Source organism: Microbispora sp. H11081 (assembly GCF_012999535.1).
GTDB lineage: Bacteria > Actinomycetota > Actinomycetes > Streptosporangiales > Streptosporangiaceae > Microbispora.
Genome location: NZ_JABBWV010000001.1, coordinates 292,943 through 317,284, shown reverse-complemented (window position 1 = coordinate 317,284; position 24,342 = coordinate 292,943). Strand labels below are relative to the sequence as shown.

18 protein-coding genes are annotated in these 24,342 nt (G+C 72.2%); 6 read left to right on the top strand and 12 right to left on the bottom strand.

Annotated features, from left to right (window positions below; genetic code table 11):
* Positions 1–93 precede the first annotated feature (93 nt).
* Entirely contained in the window at positions 94–1,122 is a 1,029-nt protein-coding gene (locus HHX31_RS01295) for a D-cysteine desulfhydrase family protein (RefSeq protein WP_169944240.1), read from the top strand.
* On the opposite strand, the gene HHX31_RS01290 is transcribed toward HHX31_RS01295, so the two are convergent.
* Positions 1,115–2,737 (bottom strand): thiamine pyrophosphate-binding protein, encoded by a 1,623-nt coding sequence (locus tag HHX31_RS01290; RefSeq protein WP_211589147.1) that lies wholly within the window; start codon positions 2,735–2,737, stop codon positions 1,115–1,117. The two genes, HHX31_RS01295 and HHX31_RS01290, sit on opposite strands and share 8 nt — an antisense overlap.
* Positions 2,738–2,969: 232 nt before the next feature.
* Here HHX31_RS01290 and HHX31_RS01285 point away from each other — a divergent pair, with 232 nt between their 5' ends.
* Entirely contained in the window at positions 2,970–4,562 is a 1,593-nt protein-coding gene (locus HHX31_RS01285; RefSeq protein ID WP_169944237.1) for an amidohydrolase family protein, read from the top strand.
* Positions 4,563–4,599: 37 nt separating this feature from the next.
* Positions 4,600–5,787, top strand: coding sequence for an alpha-hydroxy acid oxidase (locus tag HHX31_RS01280; RefSeq protein WP_169944235.1), 1,188 nt, complete (start codon positions 4,600–4,602; stop codon positions 5,785–5,787).
* A 30-nt stretch (positions 5,788–5,817) separates the two neighbouring features.
* Here the strand turns inward: HHX31_RS01280 and HHX31_RS01275 are convergent, their stop codons facing one another.
* Genes HHX31_RS01275 through HHX31_RS01255 form a run of 5 tightly spaced genes read right to left on the bottom strand, consistent with a single transcriptional unit; the run spans position 5,818 to position 12,551 of the window.
* Complete coding sequence (locus tag HHX31_RS01275; protein ID WP_169944234.1) at positions 5,818–7,164, bottom strand: M20/M25/M40 family metallo-hydrolase; 1,347 nt, start codon at positions 7,162–7,164, stop codon at positions 5,818–5,820.
* Positions 7,165–9,057, bottom strand: coding sequence for an ABC transporter ATP-binding protein (locus tag HHX31_RS01270; protein WP_249345328.1), 1,893 nt, complete (start codon positions 9,055–9,057; stop codon positions 7,165–7,167).
* Positions 9,054–9,899 (bottom strand): ABC transporter permease, encoded by an 846-nt coding sequence (locus HHX31_RS33995; RefSeq protein WP_211589146.1) that lies wholly within the window; start codon positions 9,897–9,899, stop codon positions 9,054–9,056. The genes HHX31_RS01270 and HHX31_RS33995 overlap by 4 nt, the downstream gene beginning before the upstream one ends.
* A complete protein-coding gene (locus HHX31_RS01260; protein WP_211589145.1) occupies positions 9,896–10,852 on the bottom strand; it encodes an ABC transporter permease in 957 nt (318 codons plus the stop codon). Before HHX31_RS01260 ends, HHX31_RS33995 begins: the two co-directional genes overlap by 4 nt.
* 37 nt (positions 10,853–10,889) lie before the next feature.
* A complete protein-coding gene (locus tag HHX31_RS01255) occupies positions 10,890–12,551 on the bottom strand; it encodes an ABC transporter substrate-binding protein (protein WP_169944233.1) in 1,662 nt (553 codons plus the stop codon).
* A 296-nt stretch (positions 12,552–12,847) separates the two neighbouring features.
* Here HHX31_RS01255 and HHX31_RS01250 point away from each other — a divergent pair, with 296 nt between their 5' ends.
* Positions 12,848–14,116, top strand: coding sequence for a glycoside hydrolase family 18 protein (locus HHX31_RS01250; RefSeq protein WP_169944231.1), 1,269 nt, complete (start codon positions 12,848–12,850; stop codon positions 14,114–14,116).
* 59 nt (positions 14,117–14,175) lie between these two features.
* Here the strand turns inward: HHX31_RS01250 and HHX31_RS01245 are convergent, their stop codons facing one another.
* Together HHX31_RS01245 and lepA are read right to left on the bottom strand one after the other, a co-directional pair.
* A complete protein-coding gene (locus HHX31_RS01245; protein WP_169944230.1) occupies positions 14,176–14,823 on the bottom strand; it encodes an MOSC domain-containing protein in 648 nt (215 codons plus the stop codon).
* Between the two features lie 67 nt (positions 14,824–14,890).
* Positions 14,891–16,714 carry a translation elongation factor 4 gene (gene lepA / locus HHX31_RS01240; protein WP_311931089.1) on the bottom strand — a complete coding sequence of 608 codons (1,824 nt, stop codon included), beginning with the start codon at positions 16,712–16,714 and terminating at the stop codon, positions 14,891–14,893.
* Positions 16,715–16,827: 113 nt separating this feature from the next.
* Here lepA and HHX31_RS01235 point away from each other — a divergent pair, with 113 nt between their 5' ends.
* Positions 16,828–17,904: a hypothetical protein gene (locus tag HHX31_RS01235; protein ID WP_396709534.1), complete on the top strand. Its 1,077-nt coding sequence runs from the start codon at positions 16,828–16,830 to the stop codon at positions 17,902–17,904.
* A 139-nt stretch (positions 17,905–18,043) separates the two neighbouring features.
* Complete coding sequence (rpsT, locus tag HHX31_RS01230; protein ID WP_169944227.1) at positions 18,044–18,316, top strand: 30S ribosomal protein S20; 273 nt, start codon at positions 18,044–18,046, stop codon at positions 18,314–18,316.
* A gap of 152 nt (positions 18,317–18,468) precedes the next feature.
* Here the strand turns inward: rpsT and holA are convergent, their stop codons facing one another.
* The 4 genes from holA to HHX31_RS01210 form a co-directional block, all read right to left on the bottom strand.
* On the bottom strand, positions 18,469–19,434 hold the full coding sequence (gene holA / locus HHX31_RS01225) for a DNA polymerase III subunit delta (RefSeq protein WP_211589143.1): 966 nt from the start codon (positions 19,432–19,434) through the stop codon (positions 18,469–18,471).
* Positions 19,435–19,586: 152 nt separating this feature from the next.
* Positions 19,587–22,184: a ComEC/Rec2 family competence protein gene (locus HHX31_RS01220; protein ID WP_311931084.1), complete on the bottom strand. Its 2,598-nt coding sequence runs from the start codon at positions 22,182–22,184 to the stop codon at positions 19,587–19,589.
* On the bottom strand, positions 22,181–23,350 hold the full coding sequence (locus HHX31_RS35485) for a ComEA family DNA-binding protein (RefSeq protein WP_211589142.1): 1,170 nt from the start codon (positions 23,348–23,350) through the stop codon (positions 22,181–22,183). Before HHX31_RS35485 ends, HHX31_RS01220 begins: the two co-directional genes overlap by 4 nt.
* 108 nt (positions 23,351–23,458) lie before the next feature.
* On the bottom strand, positions 23,459–24,307 hold the full coding sequence (locus HHX31_RS01210; protein WP_169944223.1) for a DegV family protein: 849 nt from the start codon (positions 24,305–24,307) through the stop codon (positions 23,459–23,461).
* Between the last annotated feature and the right edge of the window lie 35 nt (positions 24,308–24,342).

The following is a 24,342-nucleotide window of genomic DNA, read 5'->3' as shown; positions in this document are numbered from 1 at the left end:
CGCGCCCCGCTTGTGGAATCGAACCAAGATTCGATCAGGACTTATGAGGATCGGCCAGCGCCGCGGCCCAGGCCGTTATTGGAACGTTGGGACATGACCACAACGCCTGCCCCACTCCGGGAACTCGTCCGTCGTCCTCGACGCCGCTTCGGCGCTCTCACCAGTGAGGTGCACCCGCTGCCGCGGCTGCAGGCGGCGCTGGCCGAATCCGGGCGACGGGTGCCGAATCTATGGATCAAGCGCGACGACAGGATCGGGCTCGCCGGTGGCGGGAACAAGGCCCGCAAGCTGGAGTTCCTCGTCGGCGAGGCCCTGGCCCGGGGCGCGACCGCGCTCGTCACGAGCGGCGCGGTCCAGTCCAACCACGCCCGTCAGACCGCGGCGGCCGCGGCCGTGAGCGGCCTCGCCTGCACGCTCGTGCTGCAGCGGAAGCTGTCCAGGGACGTCGAGTACGACGCCTGCGGCAACGTCTTCCTCGACGAACTGCTGGGCGCGCGCGTCGTCACCGTCGCGGCGGACGAGGACATGGACGACGCGGTGGCGCGAGCCGTCGCGTCGCTGGAGGAGCAGGGCCACCGGCCCTACGTCGTGCCGGTCGGAGGTTCGAACGCGACGGGGTCGCTGGGGTACGTCGAGTGCGCCCAGGAGATCGTCACGTCGGGGCTGCCGGTCGACCGGGTCGTCCTTGCCACCGGCAGCTCCGGGACGCACGCCGGCCTGCTGTCCGGCTTCACCGCGCTCGGCTCGGACGTCTCCGTGCTCGGCTTCTCCGTCTACCGCGACGCGGAGGCGACCCGCGAGGCGGTGACGACCCTGGCCGCGGAGACGCTCGCCCAGCTCGGCGACCACCGGAACGGCCCCGACGTCGATCCCGGCACGGTGGTGGTCGACGATCTCTCGCTCGGTCCCGCCTACGGCGTCCCGACGGCGGAGATGCTCGACGCCGTACGCCTGGTGGCCAGGACCGAGGGCGTGCTCCTCGACCCGGTCTACACCGGCAAGGCGATGGCCGGGCTCCTGCGCTGGATCCGCGAGGGCAGGCTCTCCGAGCAGGAGAACGTCCTGTTCCTGCACACCGGCGGGGTGCCCGGCCTGTTCGCCTACCGGACGGCGTTCAGCTGACGAACGTGTTGAGGTGGTCCGGGTCGAGACGGATGTCGATGAGCACCGGAGCGACCCGGTTCCGCACCACGTCCCCGGCGCGCTCGAGGTCCGCCAGGGAGCGCACCGTCACCCCCTGCCCGCCCAGCGCCGTCGCGACCGCGGCCAGGTCGGGCCAGGCCATCATCGAGACGTCGACGGGCAGCTCACGGTTGCGCAGCTGGATGTGCTCGGCGCCGTACGAGCCGTCGTTGAGCACGACGGCGATCAGGTCGGCGCCCTCCCGGACCGCGGTGTGGAACTCGGTGAGCCCGCCCAGCATGAATCCGCCGTCGCCGGTGACGTGCAGCACCGGCCGCTCCGGAGCCGCGAACCACGCTCCGATCGCGTTGGCGAGCCCGATCCCGATCACTCCGAAGTTCAGCGAGTGCACGTACGCGTTGAGGGGCGGGTTGGAGAACCCCCGGACCGCGAGGTGGAGGAACCGGCCGGCGTCCATGGCCAGGGTGCGCTCCCGCGGCACCATCGACTCGACGGCCGCCACCACCGCCGCGCCGTCGAGTGCCGCGTCCGGGCCGCGCCGGCTCCCGCCGGGGGCGTGCGCCTCCTGGGGCTCGCCGGCGAACGCGCTCGGCTCGATCCCCGCGGCCTCCAGCGACGCGAGCATCTCCTCGGCGACGGCGGCGCTGTCGCCGAGCAGGCCGACCTCGACCTTCAGGTGCCGGCCGAAGCTCGCCGGGTCGATGTCCACCTGCACCACCCGCGCCGAGCGGAACAGGCCCCCTCGCTCGGTCGTCCAGTCGTTCAGGCTCGCGCCGAAGGCCACCACGCAGTCGCTCTCGCTGATCGCCGTCACGGCCGCCTCCGACGCGTAGCCCCCGCAGACGCCCAGGTCGGCGGGGTGCCCGCGGAAGAGGTCCTTGGCCTTGAGCGTCGTCGCGAGCCGCGCTCCCCGGCACTCCGCGAGCCGTACGAGGGCCTGCCTGGCCCGGGGGTTGGCGGCGCCCGATCCCGCGAGCAGCACCGGCCGTCGGGCGCCGGCCAGCAGGCCCAGCGCGTCGTTCAGGTCGTCCTCCGCCACGCCGGGGAGCTCGGCGGGGAGCCGGGGCGGGAGGTCGCTCAGCCGCTCGACCTGGGCCCACTGGAAGTCGGCGGGCAGGTTCAGGACGACAGGGCGGCGTTCGGCCAGGGCACGCCGCCCTGCCTCCACCAGTTCGACCTGGGCCCGCGCGGCGTCGGTGACCTGGACGAGCGTCACCCCGGTGCCGGCGAGCACGGCCGCCTGGTCGATGTTCTGGACGTTCCCGTGGTCGCCGGCGGCGGTGTCACCCGCGATGAGCACGACCGCCGACCGGTTGCGCACCGCCTCGACCAGCGCGGTCACGGTGTTGGTGAGACCCGGCCCGTGCGTGACCGTCGCGACGCCGACCTTCCCCGACACCTGGGCGTACCCGTTCGCCATGAGAACGGCGCCCGCCTCGTGCGCGGCCGCGACGTACCGCGCGCCCGGCAGTTCGCGGTAGGTGTCGACCAGGTAGAGGTTCCCTTCTCCGATCACGCCGAACAGCGTCGTCGCGTCGAGATGGTCACGCAGCGTGCGCGCCAAGGCCTGGTGGAGATACACGGCTACTCCCATACGGGTTCGTCAGACGAACAGGAAACGGCCACTGCGCCGGTTCTTATCCCGCTGACCTTAATTGCCGGATAAGTGACAAATGTCGTGTGATCCCACAGACTCCGGACACCTGGATTGGTCGGACCGCATGAGGCCGGCGACATGCCGCCCTTCCTAACGTTGTCGCGTCCGCGGCGATCGACGCCGCCGTTCTCAACCGGCCCTGTCGCGGCCGGCACCCCCTGGAGGATGCGTGAACCGACCCGTGCTGATCACCGGTGCCGTGGTTCTCGACGGCTACGGCCGTCCCTCTTTCCCCGCGGACGTCGTGGTGGAGGAGAGCCTGATCGCCGGTGTCGAGACACCCGGGTCGGTGCCGCACGAGCCCTTCGAGGTGCTGGACGCCTCGGGGATGGTCGTGGCTCCCGGCTTCATCGACGTGCACTCGCACGCGGACAACGCCCCCTTCCTGGACGACCCGGACACCTCGAAGATCCTCCAGGGCGTGACCACGGAGGTGGTCGGCAACTGCGGGTTCAGCCTGAGCCCCGCGCTCCCCACCCACCGCGAGGAGCTCGCGGAGCTCGTCGCCCGCTTCTTTCCGCCCGGCACCCCGAGCAGCCCCTCCTTCGCCGAGCTCCTCGGCCTCGCCGACGAGTTCGGGTACGTGACCAACATCGCGCCCCTGGTCGGGCACCACGCGCTCAGGGTGGGCACGGCGGGGCGCTCCGCGCTCCGGTCGGGCCGGCAGGAGCTGGCCGCGATGGGCGACCTGCTCAGGGAAGCTCTCGACGCGGGCGCATTCGGGCTCTCCTCGGGGCTGATCTACGACCCCGGCATGTTCGCCTCTCCGGAGGAACTGACGGAGCTGGCGGCCCTGCTCCCCGAGGACGGCGTCTACGCCACCCACATCCGCGGCGAGGGCCGCCAGGTCCGGCGCAGCGTGGAGGAGGCCCTGGCCGTCGCCAGGGACACCGGCCGCCCCGTGCACATCTCCCACCTGAAGGTGGCGGGCCGCCCCTACTGGGGCGCGATGCCCGAGCTCCTGGCCAGGATCGACGAGGCCCGCCGGCAGGGCCACGACATCCGCCACGACGTCTACCCCTACACCGCCGGGAGCACCGTGCTGACCGCGTTGCTGCCGCCGTGGGTCCGTGACGGCAGCACCGAGCAGGTCATGCGCCGTCTCCGGGATCCTGAGGTGGTGCGGCGCCTGCGGGCCGACCTGGCGCGGGAGGGCGACGACTGGGAGAACCTCGCGTACGGCTCCGGCTGGGAGAACGTCGTCATCGCCTCCTCCATGCGGGGCGAGCACGACGGCAAGTCCCTGCGGCGCATCGCCGAGGAACTGTCGCTGGACCCCGCCGACGCCCTGCTTCACCTGCTGCTGACCGAGCACCTGCGGATCAGCATGGTCATCCACTCCATGTGCGAGAGCGATCTGCGTACGGCTCTCGCCCACCCCCAGACGATGATCGGCTCCGACGGCCTCCCGCCCGGGGCGCGCGGCCTGCCCCATCCCCGCCAGTTCGGCACGTTCCCCCGGGTGCTGTCGCGGTACGTGCGCCACGAGGGCCTGCTGACCATCGAGGACGCGGTGCGCCGCATGACGTCGCTGCCCGCCGCCGCGTTCGGCCTGGCCGATAGGGGATCGGTGCGTCAGGGCATGGTGGCGGACCTCGTCGCCTTCGACCCCGCCGCGGTCCAGGACACCGCCACTTTCGGCGACCCCATACGATTCCCCGAAGGAATCGCCTGGGTGATGCTCGCAGGCCGAGTCGTCGCGCGCGACGGACGTTACCTCGGAGGCCGGCACGGGACGCGTCTTGTCCCTCGGCGCCCGTGACACCCGCATTATCCAGTTGCAAGACAGGAGCACAAAGTTGCCCAGAACGTCCGATCGGTGGACGAACCTCCACGACGCGCGCGCGGCCGCCCGGGCGGCGCTGCCCCGGATGGTCTTCGACTTCGTCGACGGCGGCGCGGGAGACGAGGTGAGCGCCCGCGCGAACCTGAGCGCGTACGCCGACGTCAGGTTCGCGCCCAGGGTCCTGGTGGACGTGTCGGAGCTCCGGCTGGAGACGACCGTGCTCGGCACCCCGCTGTCCGTCCCCGTCGTGCTGGGCCCGACCGGCATGCCCGCGCTCGTGCACCCCAGCGCCGAACTCGGCGCCGCCGCCGCCGCGTACGAACACGGCACGGCGTTCACCATGAGCACCACGTCGAGCTTCTCCGCCGCGGAGGTGGTGAAGCACGCCGACGGGCCGCTGTGGTTCCAGCTCTACGCCTGGAAGGACCGCGCGCTGACCGCGGAGGTCATCGCCCAGGCCCGCGAGGCCGGCGCCAGGGCACTGCTGTTCACCGTGGACACGCCGACCGCCGGCATCCGGGAACGCGACCTGCGCAACGGCATGACCGTCCCGCCGAAGGTGAACATGCGCAACGCCCTGGACGTGGCGGGTCACCTCGGCTGGGCGTGGCGGTTCCGGCAGGGACCCGGCATCCGCCTGGGCACGATCTCCGGGCTCGGCGCGGTGCCGAAGACCGGGGCGCTCGGGGTCGCCGGCTGGTTCGGCCACCTGTTCAACCGCAACCAGACCTGGGACGACCTGGAGTGGATCCAGGAGCAGTGGGGCGGCCCTGTCGCGGTCAAGGGCGTCATGACGCCCGCGGACGCGCGGCGGGCGCACGAGCTCGGCGCCGCCGCCGTTGTGGTCTCCAACCACGGCGGCCGCCAGCTCGACGGTGTCCAGGCGACCGTCGAGGCCCTCCCGGGCGTCGTCGACGCGCTCGCGGGGACCTCGACCGAGGTGCTGATCGACGGCGGCGTACGGCGCGGAGCCGACGTGGTCAAGGCTCTCGCCCTGGGGGCACGCGCGGTGCTGATCGGCCGCCCCTGGCTCTACGGTCTCGCCGCGGACGGCCGGCACGGCGTCAGCGCGGTGCTCCGCCTGCTCACCGGCGAGATCAGGAACACCCTCGAACTCCTGGGCTGCGCCGACGTCGCGGACCTCGACCGCAGCTTCCTGGCGCGGACCTGCCCGCACAGGGGTGGCGGCGACCTGGGCTGACGCCGCCACCCGCGTCCGGGACGCGCCGGATCAGAGCAGTTCGAGCAGCCGCACGTTGAACCGTACGGCGTCGAAGTAGTCCGCGATGGACAGGTTCTCGTTCGGCGCGTGGACCATGCTGGACATGCGGAAGGCGCCCGGCGGGCACAGCGCGGGCACCCCGAGCTCACCGGCGATGAACGCGAACGGGCCGGTGCCCGGGATGATCGGCCGGACCACCGGCTCATGCCCCGTCACCTCGCTCGCGGCCCGCCTGACGGCCTCGGCCAGCGGGAAGTCGAGCCTGCTCTGGTGGGGCGGGACGAGACCCATCTCCCGTACGGTGATGTCCCCGTATCCCTGTCTGGCGAGGTGTTCGCGCAGCAGCCGGACCACGCGGGCGGGGTCCTGGCCGGGGACGAGGCGGAAGTCGAGTCTCGCCGTCGCCTCGCTCGCGAGGACGGTCTGCACTCCCGGCCCGGTGAACCCGCCGCTGATGCCCGCGATGTTGCAGGTGGGCTCCAGGGCGAACCGGCGGCGCAGCTCGCGCTCGTCCCCCGGCAGGAGCGGGGATACGTCCCCGGCGGTGGCCGCCGACAGCGAAGGCAGCGGCGCCCGCTCGATCAGTTCGAGCGCCCTGGGCTCCGGGGGCGTGATGCCGTCGTGGAAACCGGGGATCACGCATCGCCCGGTCTCGTCGGTCAGGCTCGCGAGCGCGCGCGCCATCTCGGCCGTCGCGGAACGCAGGAAGGTCGCGAAGGACGAGTGCTGGTCGGCGCCGAGCGTGCGCAGCCGCAGCTCGACGTACACCAGGCCACGGCACCCGAAGACGAGCTCGGGCTCGCCGTCCTCCCCCCGCAGGTACGACTCCCACAGGCACGCGTCGATGCCGAGCCCGGCCAGATGCTCGCGGGTGAACTCCGCGAGACCGGGGCTGCCGATCTCCTCGGCTCCCTCGCTCAGCCAGACCAGGTCGCACGGGAGTTCCCTGCCGAGCGCCCGCCAGATCTCCAGGGCGTGGATGCGGGCGAGGATGTCCGCCTTGTCGTCGACGACGCCCCGGCCGTAGAGATGGCCGCCTTCGATCACGCCCCCGAAGGGGTCGTGCCGCCACCGGTCGTCCGGCTCGGTCGGCTGGACGTCGTAGTGGGAGTAGAGGAGAACGCACCGGTCCCCTCGCCCGGACGCGCGCCCGAGCACCGCCTCGGGCGCGCCCGGCACCGGGACCAGGGCCACCTGGTCGAGAAGGCCGCCGAGGCGGGCGGCGATCCACTCGGCCATGTCCCGCAGTTGCGGATCTCCGGATGACGAGATCGACCGGATCCCGGCCGCCTCCCGCAGGTCCGCGACCATGCGATCCTCGTGAGCCCGGATCAGCTCCTCGACCTCGGTGCTCATTCAGGCACTCGCCTCCTCGGACAGGCCGAGCCAGTCCTCCGACAGGCTCGGCGCGGCGGACAGCAGCAGCCGCGTGTACTCGTGGGACGGACGGTCCAGGACGTCCGCGGTGGATCCGCCCTCGACCACCGCGCCGTTCCGCATCACGTACACGCGGTCGGTCACCTGGCGGACCACGGCGAGGTCGTGGGTGATGAAGACGATCGAGATGCCCAGCTCGGAGCGCAGCTCGTTGAGCAGGTTGAGGATCTGCGCCTGCACCGAGACGTCGAGCGCGGAGACCGCCTCGTCGCACACCACGAGCTTGGGGTTGACGGCCAGCGCCCGGGCGATGGCGACCCGCTGGCGCTGCCCGCCGGACAGCGCCCGTGGCTTGCGCCCGGCGAGCGTGCGCGGCAGCCCGACCTGGTCCATCAGCGCCGCCACGCGATCCTGCACGCCGTCGTTCACCCCGCCGGCGCGGACGGCCTCCGCGAGGACGGCCCCGATCGACAGCGAGGGGTTGAGCGTGGACTGCGGGTCCTGGAAGACCATCTGCACCGTGCGCCGGGCGGCGGCCAGGTCCCGCCGGTTCAGGCGGGCGTAGTCGGAGACGTCGATCCCGTCGAGGACGACCGATCCGGCGTCGGCGGTCTCCAGCCCGAGCAGGCACTTGGCGAGCGTGCTCTTGCCGCTGCCGGACTCGCCGACGATGCCGACGGACTCCCCGGCGTGGATGTCGACGTCCACGCCGTCGAGCGCGACGACCTGCCGCCGCGCGGAGCCGTAGACCTTGCGGAGCCCGCGCACCCGCACCAGCGACTCCCCGCCGGCCGGCGGCCCGGCCTCGACGGACGCCGCGTCGCGCATGCGCGTACGGGCACGTTCCAGCTCGACGGTCAGCTCGTCGACCCGCAGGCAGGCCACCGAGCGTTCCGGCCCCGCGAGCGTCAGCAGCGGAAGCTCGGCGCCGCACCGGTCGCTCGCCCAGGCGCAGCGCGGCGCGAAGGCGCAGTCGGCGGGGTGCTCGTCGGCGCGGGCCGCCGTACCGGGGATCGCGCCCATCCGCACCAGGCGGCGGTCGGCCGGGGGCTCGGAGCTGATCAGGCCCATCGTGTACGGATGCATCGGCCGCTCGGCCACGTCGCGGGCCTCTCCCACCTCGACGACCGCCCCGGCGTACATCACCGCCAGCCGGTCGCACATCGAGAACGCCAGCCGCAGGTCGTGGGTGATCAGGATGAGCCCCATGCCCCGGGAGCGCTGAAGCCCGCGCAGCAGACGGAGGATCTCGCGTTGCGTCGTCACGTCCAGGGCCGTCGACGGCTCGTCGGCGATGACGAGGTTCGGGTCGAGCGCCAGCGCCGCGGCGATGCCGACTCTCTGCCGCATGCCCCCGGACAGCTCGCCAGGGTAGGCGTCGGCGACCGAGGCGTCCCTGATGCCCACCTCGCGCAGCCGCCGCTCCACCTCCTCGCGGCGGCGTTCGCGGGTGAGGCGCTTGCCGTTCTCGTCGCGGACCAGTTCGATCACCTGGTCACCGCACGTCATCGTGGGGTTCAGCATGGTGAACGGGTCCTGGAAGATCAGCGAGATCTCCCGGCCGCGCAGGGCGCGCAGCGCCGATCCCCTGGCGCCCACCAGTTCACGTCCCCGGTAGGTGATCGAGCCGTCCATCGACAGCCCGCGCGGGAGCAACTGCACCACCGACCGGGCGAGCATCGACTTCCCGCTGCCCGACTCGCCGACGAGACCGACCGCCTCGCCCCGGGCGACCCGCAGGTCGACGCCGCGCAGCAGCGGCCGCTCCGCCGGGTCGCTCCCGACGCCGACGCGCAGACCGGTGACCTCCAGCAGCGACTCGCCCCGGACTTCCGCCGGGGCTCGTCCCGAATCCGGCATCGCCACAGTCATGACCGCTCCCGATTGCTGATGGTGTCGAACACCCAGTCGCCGACCAGGTTCATGGAGACCGCGAAGAGGACCAGCGCGGCGCCGGGGGCGATGGCCGCCAGGGGCTGGCTCTGCAGCAGCGCGATGTTCTCGGACAGCATGCGTCCCCAGTCGGCGGCGCCGGGCGGGATGCCCAGGCCCAGGAAGGACAGGGCGGCGAGCACCACCAGGACGTGCGCGAGGTTCAGGAAGATGTTCGCCACCACCAGGCCCACCACGTTGGGCAGGATGTGCACGAACATCACCCGCCACCTGCCGAGGCCCAGCGTCATCGCGGCGGCGACGTACGCCTTCTGCCGCACCTCGAGCGCGGCGCCTCGCACCACGCGCATGTCGACCGCGATCGTCAGCAGGCAGGTGACCGCCACCGCGACCGCGTATCCCCCTCCCAGCGCCCCGGTGAGCACCACGGCGACCAGCAGGGCGGGCAGCGAGGAGAGCAGGTCGGTGATCCGCATGACCACCGAGTCCACGACGCCGCCGTGGTAGCCGGCCAGTAGCCCGAAGAGGGTGCCGACCAGGGCCGACACGATCACCACCACGACCGGCCCGAGCACCGCGAGCCTGGCGCCGACCATCACCCGGGACAGCACGTCCCGCCCCGCGTCGTCGGTGCCGAGCCAGTACGTGGACGAGGGGCTCAGGAGGGTGCTCTGGAGGCTGTCGGCGTAGGGGTCGTGCGGCGCCAGAACGCTGCCGAAGACGGCCATGACGAAGCCGCCGAGCACCACTGCGATCGCGCCCAGCACCAGCAGCGGGATCCGCCCGCCGCGCAGGCGGCGGCGAGTCTGCGGCACGGTCACGAGCGGAACCTCCGTCGAAGGTCGGGGCTTACAGCGAAGTACGCGAGGTCCACCAGCAGACTGATCACCACGACGGTCGCGGCGATGAGCAGCGCCATGCCCTGGATCATGGGAATGTCCGTCGACGTCACCGCCTCGACCATCCGCCCGCCCACGCCCGGCAGCGAGAAGGTCTGCTCGATAAGCACGCTGCCGGAGAGCATCCCGATCAGGACGAGCCCCAGAGCCGTGATCACCGGGACCAGCGCGTTGCGCAGGCCGTACCTGAGCAGCACCCGGCGCGGCGGCACCCCACGGGCCCGCGCGAAGGTGATGTAGTCCTGGTCGAGCACCGTCAGCAGGGCCGAGCGGGTGAACTTCACGATCAGCCCGAGAGCCATGAACGCCAGCGCGATCGCGGGCAGGGTCGTGTGGGTCACCCGCTCCGCGAAGCCTTCGCCGGCGGCGTACACGGGGAACACCGGCCAGCGGACGCCGAACAGGTACAGCAGCACGAGCCCGGTGACGAACGCGGGCGCGCTCACCCCGAACACCGAGACGGTGACGGCCAGGCGGTCCCAGACCGTCCGGGGGCGGGTCGCGGCGAGGACCGCCAGCGGGATCCCCACCGCCACGGCGAGCACGAAGGCGTACGCGCTGAGGAAGAGGGTGATCTCCATCCGGTCGGCGATCTCCACCAGCACCGGCTGCCGGGTCATGATGGACTCACCGAGATCCATCCGCACGGCGCGGCCCAGCCACGAGAGGTACTGCTCGTGGAACGGGCGGTCCAGGCCGTACTGCGCGGTGAGCGCGGCGGTGACCTCGGGCGTCCGGGGGAAGTTGCCCGCGATCGCGTCCAGCGGATCCCCCGGCGCCAGGTAGGTGAGCGAGAAGACCACGAACGACACCACGAGGAGCAGGCCGGCCATCAGCGCGAGCCGGGACGCCACGTAGCCCGCGATGGCCTTCACCGCGCACCGCCGTACCGGAGCGCACGACGACCATTCGTCATACCTGCGGCCTCACTCTGTCGGCCCACTGCTGGTCGTAGTAGAGGGTCGAGTAGCCCTCGTACGAGAAGTCCTCGGAGAGGGCCATCGACGACGCCTCCCACCACAGCGGGATGTACGGCAGGTCCTCGTTGACCCGCGTGAGCAGCGCGGTGAGGGCCTCGATCCGCTCCTCGCCGTCGGCGGCGGCCTGGGCGGCCAGCATCTTGTCGATGCCCTCGCCGCGGTACTCCGCGATGTTGTACTGGCCCTTGGCCGCGGCGTTGCTCGGGAGCAGCAGGTTGAGGTAGTCGGCCGGGTCCGGATAGTTGGGCCGCAGGATCATGATGTTCATGTCGTGCTCGTGGCCCATCAGCTGCGAGCGCCAGTCCGTCATCGGCGCCTCCTGGACCTTCAGCTCGATCCCGAGGGGGCGGACGGTCTGCGCCAGGCTCACCAGGGCCTTCCCGAGATGCGGGTTGGCGTCGGGGAACCGCACGGTGGCCGAGAAGCCGCCCGCGTGTGCCGACTTGGCCAGCTCCGCCTTCGCCTTCTCGATGTCGTAGTCGTAGGCGGGCAGGGAGTCGTACACCTGCTGCACCTTCGCGTCGTCCGCGAGGTTCGCCCACTGGGCCGGCGGCGGCACGGCGCGCGCCGGCGCTCCCTCTCCGTGCAGGAACGCCTTGACGAAGCCGGCCCGGTCGACCGCGTGGGCGAGGGCGCGCCGGACGTGGATGTCGTCGAACGGCGCGCGGTTGACGTTGAGCGCCAGGAAGGCCGACATCAGCGGCGGAGATGAGGTGATCTTGGTCTTGGGCAGCCGCCGCCAGTCCTCGATCGCGACGACCGGGACATCCATGGTGCCGGCGACCTTGCCGCTGCGGACGGCGAGCTGACGCGCGTTGGCGTCGGCGACGAAGTCGATGACGACCGAGCTGTAGCGCGGCTTGTCGCCCCAGTAGGACGGGTTCGCCGCGTACTCGATCCCGGTGGCGGAGTCGAACTTCTTGACCACGTACGGGCCGGTGCCCATGGTCTTCACTTCGGGGCCCGAGACGCCGAGCTGGTCGCCGAGCCGCTCCGAGTACGCCTTCGGGGTGACCGCGCACCTCGCGGTCAGGTACTTCGCGGCCGGGTCGGGACGCGACAGGGTGATGGTCAGCTCGGTCGGGGAGGTGACGTCCACCGACTTGAAGTTGGAGAGCAGGGACGCGATCGGCGACCCTACCTTGGGGTCGAGGTGCCGGGTGATCGAGTACGCGACGTCCTCCGCGGTGAGCGGGGTGCCGTCCCAGAACTTGACCCCCTGCCGCAGTTTGTACACGAGCTTGGTGGGGGTGGGCTGCTCCCACGACTCCGCGAGGACCGGGACGATGCTCAGGTTCTCGTCCAGCCGCACCAGGGTCTCGTGCGACAGCGCGAGCAGCGGGATGGGGGCGCCCGCCGACTTCGCCACGTCGAGAGTGGCGACGTTCTGCCCGAGCACCCAGCGCAGGCTCTCCGGAGCCGGCGCCGGCCCGGAACCGGCCGGAGTGGCCTCGCTGCCGCATGCCGTCAGCAGGGCGGGCATGCCGAGCGCGGCCGTGGTGAGCCCGAGCAGGCCGAGCACTGATCTCCGGCCGATCCCCCCACCGGCGTTGGGATCGAGTGCTGCACGACCATCAGCACTGAATCGGGTCATCGTGCTACCTCCGACTACAGGGGGATCTTCACACCTCGCTGGTGAGTGAGACACAGCGTAGGACCCCGTTTTCCCGCCCGACTTTGGCCGTCCACCACAATCGGAACACTGGCAACTTGGACAAAGGAACAGGTCGTCGCCCCTTCCAGACAACCTCGGTAGGTAAGTCTGGAGCACCGGTCGCGTGGTCCTCCCCGCGGCGTCGCCGCCGCGCCCATTGACGCCCCGATCACCCAGATCTACGATCGCGGCAATTTACAGGAAACTTTCCTATAAAAAGCCTTCGGGAGGCCTGCGTGCTCGTGAGAAGGATCCTCGCCGTGGCGGTCGCCGCCGCCCTGGCGGCCACACTGGCGCCGTCGGCGGCGGCCCAGGCCACCACGGGCGGCGCAGACCGCTACAAGCGTGTGGCCTACTTCATCCAGTGGGGCATCTACGGGCGGAACTTCCACGTGAAGGACGTGGACGCCAGTGGTGCGGCCGGGAAGCTGACCCACCTCAACTACGCCTTCGGGTTCGTCGGCCAGGAGGGCACCTGCTACTCCGCCGACCCCTGGGCCGACTGGCAGCGTCCCGTACCCGCCGAGCAGAGCGTCGACGGCGTCGCCGACACCGACGACACGCCGCTCAAGGGCAACCTCGGCCAGCTCAAGAAGCTCAAGGCCCGCCACCCGGACCTCAAGGTCCTCATCTCCCTCGGCGGCTGGACCGGCTCGAAGTACTTCTCCGACGCCGTCCTCACCCCCGAGTCCCGCGCCACGCTCGCCGCCTCCTGCGTCGGCCTGTGGCTCAAGGGCGACCTGCCCGGCCTGCCCCCCGGCGCCGCCGCCGGCGTCTTCGACGGCATCGACCTCGACTGGGAGTGGCCCGGCTCGTCCGGCAACGACGGCAACGTCATCCGCCCAGAGGACAAGCGGAACTTCACCCTGTTCCTGGTCGAACTCCGCCGCCAGATGAAGGCCTACGACCGGCGGTCCCTGCTCAGCGCCTTCCTCCCCGCCGCCGCTGCGAAGATCGACGCCGGCTTCGAGGTCCGCAAGGTGTTCGACCAGCTCGACTTCGCCACCGTCCAGGGTTACGACCTGCACGGCACCTGGGAGAACCGCACCGGCCACCAGGCCAACCTGCTCACCGACCGCCGCGACCCCAACGACGTGAAATACAGCGTCGACCAGACCGTACGCGACTACACCGGCCGCGGCGCCCCCGCACGTAAACTCGTCATCGGCGTCCCCGCCTACGGCCAGGGCTGGACCGGAGTGACCTCTCCCGGCAACGGCCTGTACGCCACCGCCACCGGCCCCGCCCCAGGCACCTGGGCCGCCGGCACCGAGGACTACAAGAACCTCGCCGGCAAGCCGGGCAAGCGCTACCGCGACCTGCTCACCGGCACCCTGTGGCTCTACGACGGCAACGAGTTCTGGTCCTACGACGACCCCGCCGTCATGCTCCAGAAGGCCGCCTACATCCGGCTGAAGGGCCTCGGCGGCTCCATGCTCTGGTCCCTCGACCAGGACGACGCCAAGGCCTCCCTCACCACCGCCCTCTACTCCGTCCTGCGCTGAGCCGCCGGGCGGAGGCCAGCCCACTGTGCGGAAGGATGCCCGCCCTTCCGCCCAGTGGGTCAGGAGGTGGTCACGCCGGTGCGGCTGCCGAGCACGCGCTCGGCGACCCTGTCCCACTTGCCGCTGCGGCCGGGGACCGCGAGGACCCGCCGCATCAGGTCCGCGTCACCGTGGTAGGCGCGGAACGCCTCGGCGATCGTCACGCCGTCCGAGGGCCGGTCGAGCACCTCGATCCCGTCGCCCGCGCCCAACTCGCCCCGCTCGACGACACGGAAGTACGCCCCGGGGCGGCCGGCCTCGGTGAAACGCTTCACCCAGCCGCGCTCGTCCAGCCAGTTGCGGAACACCACGCACGGGATGCGGGGGTAGGTGACCTCCAGGACGGCCGTGCCCACCCGCCACCGCTCGCCGAGCAGCGCGCCGCTCACGTCGGCCCCGGACGTCGTCAGGTTCTCCCCGAACTGGCCGTCACGCAGGTCACGGCCCATGTGGAGCTCCCACCAGTCGTAGTCCTCCCGCGCGTACGCGTAGACCGCCTGGTCGGGGTGACCGTGGTTGGCCACGTCGGCGCGCTCGTCGCCGTCCAGGCCGTTGTCGTGCACGGCGACGCGGCCCTCGGCCCTCCGCTTGTCGATGGCGGTACGCCGGAGGTCTCCGGCCCACTCGGCGTCGACGGCCCGGCCCACGTTCACAGAGAGGATGCGCATGCCCAAACGTTAATCGATCGTCAGGTTTAGGCGCCACACCATTAAGTTGTGGTCAATCCGGACAGGCCTACTTCTTGTTCTTGTCCGGCGACTCGGAGGAGAGCGCGGCGACGAAGGCCTCCTGGGGGACCTCCACCCGGCCGACCATCTTCATCCGCTTCTTGCCCTCCTTCTGCTTCTCCAGCAGCTTGCGCTTACGGCTGATGTCGCCGCCGTAGCACTTGGCGAGGACGTCCTTGCGGATGGCGCGGATGTTCTCGCGGGCGATGACCCGGGCGCCGATCGCGGCCTGGATGGGCACCTCGAACTGCTGCCTCGGGATGAGCTCCTTGAGCTTCTTGGCCATCTCCACCCCGTAGGCGTACGCCTTGTCGCGGTGGACGATCGCGCTGAACGCGTCCACGGTCTCGCCCTGCAGCAGGATGTCCACCTTGACCAGGTCGGCCTCCTGCTCCCCCGACGGCTCGTAGTCGAGCGAGGCGTACCCTCGGGTCTTCGACTTGAGCTGGTCGAAGAAGTCGAAGATGATCTCGCCGAGCGGGAGCGTGTAGCGGATCTCGACCCGGTCCTCCGACAGGTAGTCCATGCCCTGCAACTGCCCGCGGCGGCCCTGGCAGAGCTCCATGATCGCGCCGATGAACTCGGACGGCGCGAGCACCGTCGCCTTCACCATCGGCTCGAAGATCTGCCCGATCTTGCCGGCCGGGAACTCCGACGGGTTGGTGACGACGTGCTCCCGGCCGTCCTCCATGATCACCCGGTAGATGACGTTGGGCGAGGTCGAGATCAGCGACAGGTTGAACTCGCGCTCCAGCCGCTCACGCACGATCTCCATGTGCAGCAGGCCGAGGAAGCCGCAGCGGAAGCCGAAGCCGAGGGCCGCCGAGGTCTCCGGCTCGTACACGAGGGCGGCGTCGTTCAGCCGCAGCTTGTCGAGGGCCTCGCGCAGCTCGGGATAGTCGTCGCCGTCGATCGGATAGAGCCCGGAGTAGACCATCGGCTTGGGATGGTCGTAGCCGCCCAGGGCCTCCGCGGCGGGCTTGGCGGCGTTCGTCACCGTGTCGCCGACGCGGGACTGGCGCACGTCCTTCACGCCGGTGATCAGGTAGCCCACCTCGCCGACGCCGAGCCCGCGGTCGGACGGCATGGGCTCGGGCGAGATTACGCCGATCTCCAGCAGTTCGTGCTGGGCGCCCGTGGACATCATCAGCACGCGCTCGCGCTTGGACAGGTGCCCGTCCACGACCCTGACGTAAGTCACGACGCCCCGGTAGGTGTCGTACACCGAGTCGAAGATCAGCGCCCGGGAGGGGACGTCGGCGTTCCCCACCGGCGGCGGAATGTGCGCCACGACGTGGTCGAGCAGCTCCCTGACGCCAACGCCGGTCTTGCCCGACACCCGCAGCACGTCGCCGGGCTCGCAGCCGATCAGGCCCGCGAGCTCCTCGGCGTACTTGTCCGGCTGCGCGGCGGGCAGGTCGATCTTGTTGAGCACCGGGATGATGTGGAGGTCGGCGTTCATGGCCAGGTAGAGGTTGGCCAGCGTCTGCGCCTCGATGCCCTGGGCGGCGTCCACGAGCAGGATCGCGCCCTCGCACGCCTCAAGGGACCGGGACACCTCGTAGGTGAAGTCCACGTGGCCCGGCGTGTCGATCATGTTGAGGACGTGGCCGTTCCATGGAAGCCGCACGGCCTGCGACTTGATGGTGATGCCGCGCTCCCGCTCGATGTCCATGCGGTCGAGATACTGCGCACGCATCGACCTGTCGTCCACCACACCGGTGATCTGCAGCATGCGGTCGGCGAGGGTCGACTTGCCATGGTCGATGTGCGCGATGATGCAGAAGTTGCGGATCAACGCGGGGTCGGTGTGGCCAGGCTGAGTGCGCACCGGGGTCCGTTTCGACAAGTTGGATGACTGCTGGTCGATCGGGCCTCCTCGTCTCGCTCGGCGGGCCCTCCCGAGGCTGGCGAACCAGCCACCCTCCATGGTGGCATGTCCGGGTGCTTGCCTTGACCACCAGACGAGTTATACGCCTGGCCGCCGCCGTCGTGGCCGTTCCGCTCGCGCTCGGGCTGGCCGGCGCCGCCGCGCTGCGCCTCCAGTACGCCGGTACGCCCGCCGGCTGGGCCAGGACGACCGGCCACGACGCCCTGTGGATGGGCCACGCGTGGGTGGACGGCCGCCGCACCGAGGCCGACGTGCGCGCCCTCGCCGTACGCCTGCGCGCGAGCGGCATCAGGGACGTGTACGTCCACAGCGGGCCGTTCGAGTACGACGGGACCTTGCCCCCCGATCGCTACCCCAATGCCAGAAATTTCCTGAAATGGTGGCGGGAGAACGTGCCCGGAGTCCGCGTGTCCGCCTGGCTCGGCCAGACGGTCAACGACAACGGCAAGCCCCACCTGAGCCTGGCCGACACGGCCACCCGGGCGCGGGTCGTCGCCGGGGCCCGCGACCTCGCCAACCTCGGGTTCGACGGGATCCACTACGACTTCGAGCCCGTCGACGACGGGGACGGGCCGTTCCTCAGCGTCCTGAGTGAGACGCGGGCGGCCATCGGCGCCCGGCCGCTGTCGGTCGCCACACAGCAGATCGAGCCGCTGCCCGCCCTGCGCGCCCCCACCGCGCTGGCCATCGGCCACGACAAGTACTGGACGCCGGACTACTTCCGCCGGGTGGTGGCCCTCACCGACCAGGTGGCGATCATGACGTACGACTCGTGGACGCCGCTCACCTCTCTGTACGGCGGCTACGTCAGACGGCAGGCCGCGCTCGCCCTCGACCTGGTGCCCGAGGACAAGACCCTGCTCATCGGGGCTCCGGCGTACCACGACCACGGCGTCTGGTGGGGCGACTGGGCCGAGAGCGTCGAGGCCGCCGCGGACGGCGCCCGGCTCGCGCTCAGCGACCACGGCCCCCGCACCGAGTTCGGCCTCGCGTTGTACGTCGACTTCGCGGCCACGGAGCAGGACTGGAAGGAATACGAGAGCGCCTGGGTGCGCGGCGGCCCCGGAGGGGCGGCCGAATCGCAGGGCGGGATGGCTGGTGTGCGGACCGCGGCGCTCGCGTCGCGATAGCATGAGCGGGGCGGTCCTGCCGTCGCGGATTTGAGCGGCGGCCCGGGCTGTTGGTATCCTGTCCAACTGCGTGTGGCGCGCCCTCTCACGAGCCCGCGCGCCCCATCCGACCAAGACTTAACATCTCGAGGCTTTCTTCGTGGCGAACATCAAGTCCCAGATCAAGCGCAACCGGCAGAACGAGAAGCACCGGCTGCGCAACAAGGCCGTCAAGTCGTCCCTGAAGACCGCGGTCCGCAAGTTCCGCGAGGCCGCCGACCAGGGCAACGTGGACGACGCCCTCGTCGCGCTCCAGGCCGCGTCCCGGCAGCTCGACAAGGCCGTCAGCAAGGGCGTCATTCACAAGAACCAGGCCGCCAACCGCAAGTCGGCGATCGCCAAGCGCGCCGCCAGCCTGCAGGCCGCCAAGTAACACTCGCCTGGCGCACGCCGCATCTCCCTCGTGGGGAGATGCGGCGTTTTCGCGTACCCGCCGCTACAGCGCCGCTGCCCGGCGCCGGACGACGAAGGCCACCGCGGGCACCCGGGGAACCCCGCCCGCACCCGGGCCGGTCGCGGCGCGGCTCAGCGGGTGCCGCGGCTGGCCACGATCGTGTGGATCGCCTTCTCCAGCGCGTACGCCGGATCGGTGCCGCCACCCTTGACCTGCTCGTCGGTGGCGGCCACGGCCTGCATAGCGGCGGAGATGCCCTCCGGCCCCCAGCCGCCGAGCTGGCGCTTGACCCGGTCGATCTTCCATGGCGGCATGCCCACGTGACTCGCGAGCTGGCCGCCGCGCAGGTTGCGGGGCGCCCCGCCCACCTTGGCCAGTGAGCGCAGCCCCCCCGCCAGCGCGCTGACGATCAGCACAGGCGCCACACCCGTGGCGAGGGCCCACCGGACCTGTTCCAGCGCCTCGCCCAACCGGCCCTCGATCGCCAGGTCGGCGATCGTGAAGCCGCTGACCTCGGCGCGCCCCCGGTAGTACCTCGCGACCGCCGCGTCGTCGATGTTCTTGCCCTCGGTGTCGAAGGCGAGCTGGCCGCAGGCGGCCGCCAGTTCGCGAAGATCGCTGCCTACGGCGTCGAGCAGCGCCTGGGCCGCGGACGGTGAGATCGAACGGCCGTGCCCGCGGACCTCGGCCTTGATGAAGTCGAGCCGCTCTCCCGCCTTGGTCGGCTTGGCGAGCGTGACGACGTCGGCGCCCGCCTTCTTCACGCCGTCCACCAGGGCCTTCCCCTTGACGCCGCCGGGGTGGGCCAGCACGAGCACCGTGTCGTCGGGCGGGTGGGCGCAATATTTGACGACCTCGGCGACGACGTCCTTCGAGAGGTCCTGCGCACCCCGGATCACGATGATCGATCGGTCGCCGAACAACGAGGGGGAGGCGAGTCCGGTCAGCTCTCCCGGCTGCACCTTGCCTCCCTGGAGGTCGTACAGCTCCGCCCCCGGGTCCTCGGCGCGGACCGCCGCCACGATGGAGCCCACGGCGCGGTCGGCCAGGAACTCCTCGTCGCCGACGACCAGGGTCACGGGTGCTGGATTCGCCATGTCCCGCAGCATGCCACGCTCACGCGCCCGCGGCACATCCGCCCACCAGGCCGCGCGAGGCAGGGCCCGTCCTGCTTGAACGGCGGCACGCTCTTCTCCGCCGTCATGGTGGCACGGGCGGTCGCGCCGGTTCGCCCGCCTGTCCGGCCTCCTCATCCGGACTGTGCCCGTCTGCCCCGTACGACCACGGCGAGGCGGTCGTGGACGGCGACGACGGCGATGTCCCCCGACAGGTCTGTGCGGTAGGGCCGCATGCCGAGCCAGTGCAGGCGCCGCAGCGTCGGCGGAGCGGGATGCCCGTAGTCGTTGACCGCCCCGACGCTGATCAGGGCGGCCCGCGCGCCCGTGCCGGCGAGGAAGGCCGGGGCCTGTCTCGGCGACCCGTGGTGGGGAACCTTCAGCAGATCGACCCGTGGCAGGCCGCGCCGCACCATGGCCTCCTGCGCCTCGGTCTCCAGGTCCCCGGCGAGCAGGGCCGCGCCGATGGGCGTCCCGTCCGGGCCCGCCGCTCCACCGGGCCGCGTGCGCCAGCGGACCAGCAGCACGACGCTGGCGTTGTTCGCCGTCGATCCCTCACCCCGGCCACGCGCCTGCGCGCCGGCCTCGGGGGCGAGCACGGTGATCTCGCTCGGCCCGAACCGCCATCGCATCCCAGGGACGGCCTGCCACTCCGGGATCCCGGCCGCCCTGAGCCGGCCGGAGACGCGGCCGGCCTCGCCCTCCGGGACGCGGCCAGGGCTCACGACCACCGCCCCCACCGCGCGGTCGCGCAGCACCCCCGGCAGTCCGCCGACGTGGTCGAGGTGAGGGTGGGTGAGGACGACGAGCGGCACCTGCCGCACTCCGAGAGCGCGCAGACACCGGTCTGTGGGGCCCGGGCTCGGCCCGGCGTCGACCACCACCGCCCGCCCGGGACCGGCCGCCAGCGCCATCGCGTCGCCCTGGCCGACGTCGCAGACGACCATGAGCCATCCCGGCGGCGGCCAGGGCGACACCACCGGCACCGCGACAAGCGCGGCGAGCAGGGCGCCGGCCGCGAGCGCCGCCGCCAGACGCCTGCGCGTCCTGCGCCGCAGGACGAACCAGCCGGCGACGACCGCCGCCGCGAGCGCGGCGAGGCCCGCCACTCCTCCGAGCCACGGCGCCGAGGCGAACGGAAGGTCCGCGGCCCGCTGTGCCACGGTGATGATCCAGCCGACGGCCCACCCGGCGGGACGCACCAGCAACCGGGCCAGGTCCATGCTCACCGGGGCGACCACGGCGGCCCCGAACCCCAGCACGGTCGCGGGCGCCACCGCAGGCTCCGCGAGCAGGTTGGCCGGGATCGCGGCAAGATCGAGGCGTCCTGACATCAGCACCAGCAGGGGCGTGACCGCCGCCTGCGCCGCGGCGGTCACGGCCAGGGCCTCGGCGAGCAGGCGGGGCACCCGGCGCGCCGTCAGGCGGTCACGCCACCGGGGCGCGAGCACCAGGATGCCGCCGGTCGCGAACACCGACAGCGCGAAGCCCCACTGCCGGGATAGCCCGGGATCGAACACGACCAGTCCGAGCACGGTCGCCGACAGGGCCGCCACGCCGTCCCTGGCGCGGCCCGTGCCGAGGGCCACTGCCGCGACCGTTCCCATGACGAGAGCGCGCAGCACGCTCGGCGACGGTCTCGCGACGACCGAAAACGCGATCATCGCGACGACCGCGAAGACGGCCCTGAGAACCAGGGGCAGGCCGGCGAAGCGCCCGAGCACCAGCACGGCTCCGGCCACGATCGCGAGGTTGGTGCCGGACACGGCGGTGAGATGACCGAGCCCCGCCGTCGCCAGGTCGAGCCGCACCTCCTCGTCCAGGCGCGACACGTCGCCGACCACCAGGCCGGGCAGCAGCCCGCGCTGGTCGTCGGGCAGCACGTCGCTCGCCTCCCGCAGACCCGCGCGCAACGCTCCCGCGGCACGCTGCAGGGCCGAGGGCGCGCCGATCGGCTGGGGCGGCCCTCGGACGAGCAGCACCGCCGCGACCGGCTCACCGCCCTCCGCCGGGCTCAGCCGTCCCCGCACCCGGATCCGCTGGCTGGGCAGCAGCGGACGCCATCCTTCCGCGGGGCCGAGCAGCACGGCGGGCACGTCCACGGCGTATCGCTCCCGGGCGGCCGACACGAGCAGCAACCTGGCCCGGACGACAGCGGTGTCCCGCCGGGCCACCCCGCCCTGGTGCGGCCGGATGCGCGGGTCGTCGCTGATCTCGGCCTCGGCGGTCACCATGGCGTGGCGGCGTGCCAGGTCCGGCACAGGCCCGGTGGTCACCGTGAGAACCGTGAACGCGGTGACCGCCGCCGTCACGGCCACGGCCGCGAGCACCGCCGTCGCGACCCTGGCGGCGGCCCCCGGCGTTCCCTCCGGACCGGCGAGGCCGCCGGCGGCCTCCCGCTCGGCACGCGAGCCCGCCTCGCCGTCCCCGTCCCACTCCGCGTCGCCGTCCCCGTCCCGTCCCGCGTCGCGGTGCGGCGCCCGCCTCGTCACCGCCCACGTGACGACGCCCGCCACGGCGGCTGCAAGCGCCACGACTCCTCCGGCCCCGGCGGGGCAGCCCAGCACCACGAGTGCCGTGAGCCAGGCGGCCACGGCCGGAGCGGCCAGCGCCGCCGAACCGACCCGTGCGACCTGTCCGGCCTGTCCCGCGGATCCGGCGGATCCGGCGGATCCGGCCGGGTCGGCCCGCCCGTCCTCGGGACCGCCGCCGGACCGGCCTGCGGCGATCACAGGGTGACCTTGTCGCGCATCTCGGCGAACTTGCTGTCTCCGATGCCGGGAACCTCCTTCAGTTGGTCGACGCTCTGGAAGCCCCCGTGGGCGTCGCGGTAGTCGACGATCCGCTGCGCGAGCACGGCACCGATCCCTGGCAACGCGTCGAACTGCTCCGCCGTGGCGGTGTTGAGGCTCACCACCCCCGCTCCTGGCGTGCCGGGGGTGGCCCCCGAGGAGGAGCCCGGTCCGGCCGTCGCCGGGCTTCCGGCCACGATCTGCTCTCCGTCGGTCAGGCGCCGGGCCAGGTTGACGCCACCCGGCTTCGCGCCCTTCCTGAGCCCGCCCGCGGCCTCGATCGCGTCCGCGACCCGCGAGCCCGCCACGAGGACGTACACCCCGGGGTCGCGGACCTTGCCCGTGACGTACACGACGACCCGCGCGGGTGAGCCGGGTGTGGCGGCAGCGGCCGTGCCGGCACCCGCGACATAGGCCGTCGCACCGGCCCCCGGGCCGGCCCCCGGAACGGCCCTGGCAACGGCGTCGGGATCGGCGGTGGCTGCGGTGGCGGCGGTCATAGGGAGATCGCGGACCGCGGCGGCCGGGACCGGCGGGGCGATCGGCTCGGCCACCGGCCTCGACCGCCAGACCAGTATCCCGGTGACGATCACAGCCAGGACGCCTGCGGCCGACAGCAGTCGCACCCCGGGCATGCCCGGATCCAGCCGTGGCAGCGCGCGGCCGACAGACGCCCGCCCCAGCGCCGCCCGTCCCAGCGCCGCCCGTTCCAGCGCCGCCCGTCCCAGCGTTCGCAGGTCACGCGCGGACGCCTCCGGCTCCCCCGCCCGATCCTCGTACTCCTCGGTGAACACCTCCGGCATCACCGGGGCGCCCTCCCGGTGCGGGGCGTCGGCGCGGCCGTCCCACTCGCCGGTGAACTCCTCTGCCGGGCCCTGGGGCTCCCACCGGCGCGGACCGGCCGCCTCCTGCGGGTGATCCGGCACGTAGGGCTCCGTACGGACGACGTGGGGCGCGCCGAACGACGGCGGCGGCCCTGGCGGGGCCGGCGTCGACCGCAGGCGGACGGACGGGGGCACGGGATCGAAAGGTCGCAGCAGCCCGCGCAGGCGGGACTCGCCGACGACGACACCGCGCGCGGCCCCGCGAGACTCCTTGCTTCGCACGCCGAGGACGGTAGGCGCCCGCCAGGGGCTCATTCGCTCCCGAACGCGGTTCTGTGGACAACCCCGAACCTCGACCGCGCGCAGGGACCGGGCGCGGCCTCGGGAGGATCAGTCCACGGGTGCCACGGTGACCCCGAGCATGCCGGGGCCGACGTGGGCGCCGAGCACCGGGCCTATCTCGGCCACCCACAGCCGGACGAGCCTGGGCACCCGCGCCGTCAGCTCCTTCGTGAGCGTCTCGGCCCGCTCGGCCGCCATCAGATGCTGCACGGCGACGTCGACCGGCCGGTTCCCTGCCGCCTCGACGGCCAGGTCCTCCAGGCGGGCCAGGGCGCGGCCTGCGGTGCGGACCTTCTCCAGCACGCCGATCTCGCCGTCCGCCACGCTCAGCAGCGGCTTGATCGACAGCGCCGACCCCAGGAGGTTGGTCACGCGGCCGATCCGGCCGCCGCGACGCAGGTAGTCGAGCGTCTCGACGTAGAAGAACGTGCTGGTGGCGGCGGCCCGGTCGCGGGCGACACCGGCCACCTCGGCCGCCGGTGCTCCCGCCTCGGCCGCCCGGGCGGCGGCGAGCACGGCGAAGCCGAGCCCCATGGCCACCGACCCGCTGTCGACGACCTCGACCGGAACGGGGGACTCACGCGCGGCCAGACGCGCGGAGTCGGCGGTGCCGGACAGCGCGCCGGACAAGTGCACAGACACGATCGCGGAGGCGCCGTCCGCCGCGGCCCGCCGATAGACGTCCGCGAAGCGCTCGGGGGCCGGACGCGACGTGACGATCGGCGAGCGGTCCTTGAGAGCGTGCGTGAGAAGACCGGCGTCGAACGGGGTCACATCGTCGAGTTGACGATCCCCCAGGAGCACCTGAACCGGTACGACGGCGATGTTCCACCTGCCGGTCGCCTCGGCGCCGAGGTACGCCGTGGAATCGGTGACGACGGCGACGGATGGCGACATACCGCGAGATTACCCAGTGGTGATCGCCTGGCAAC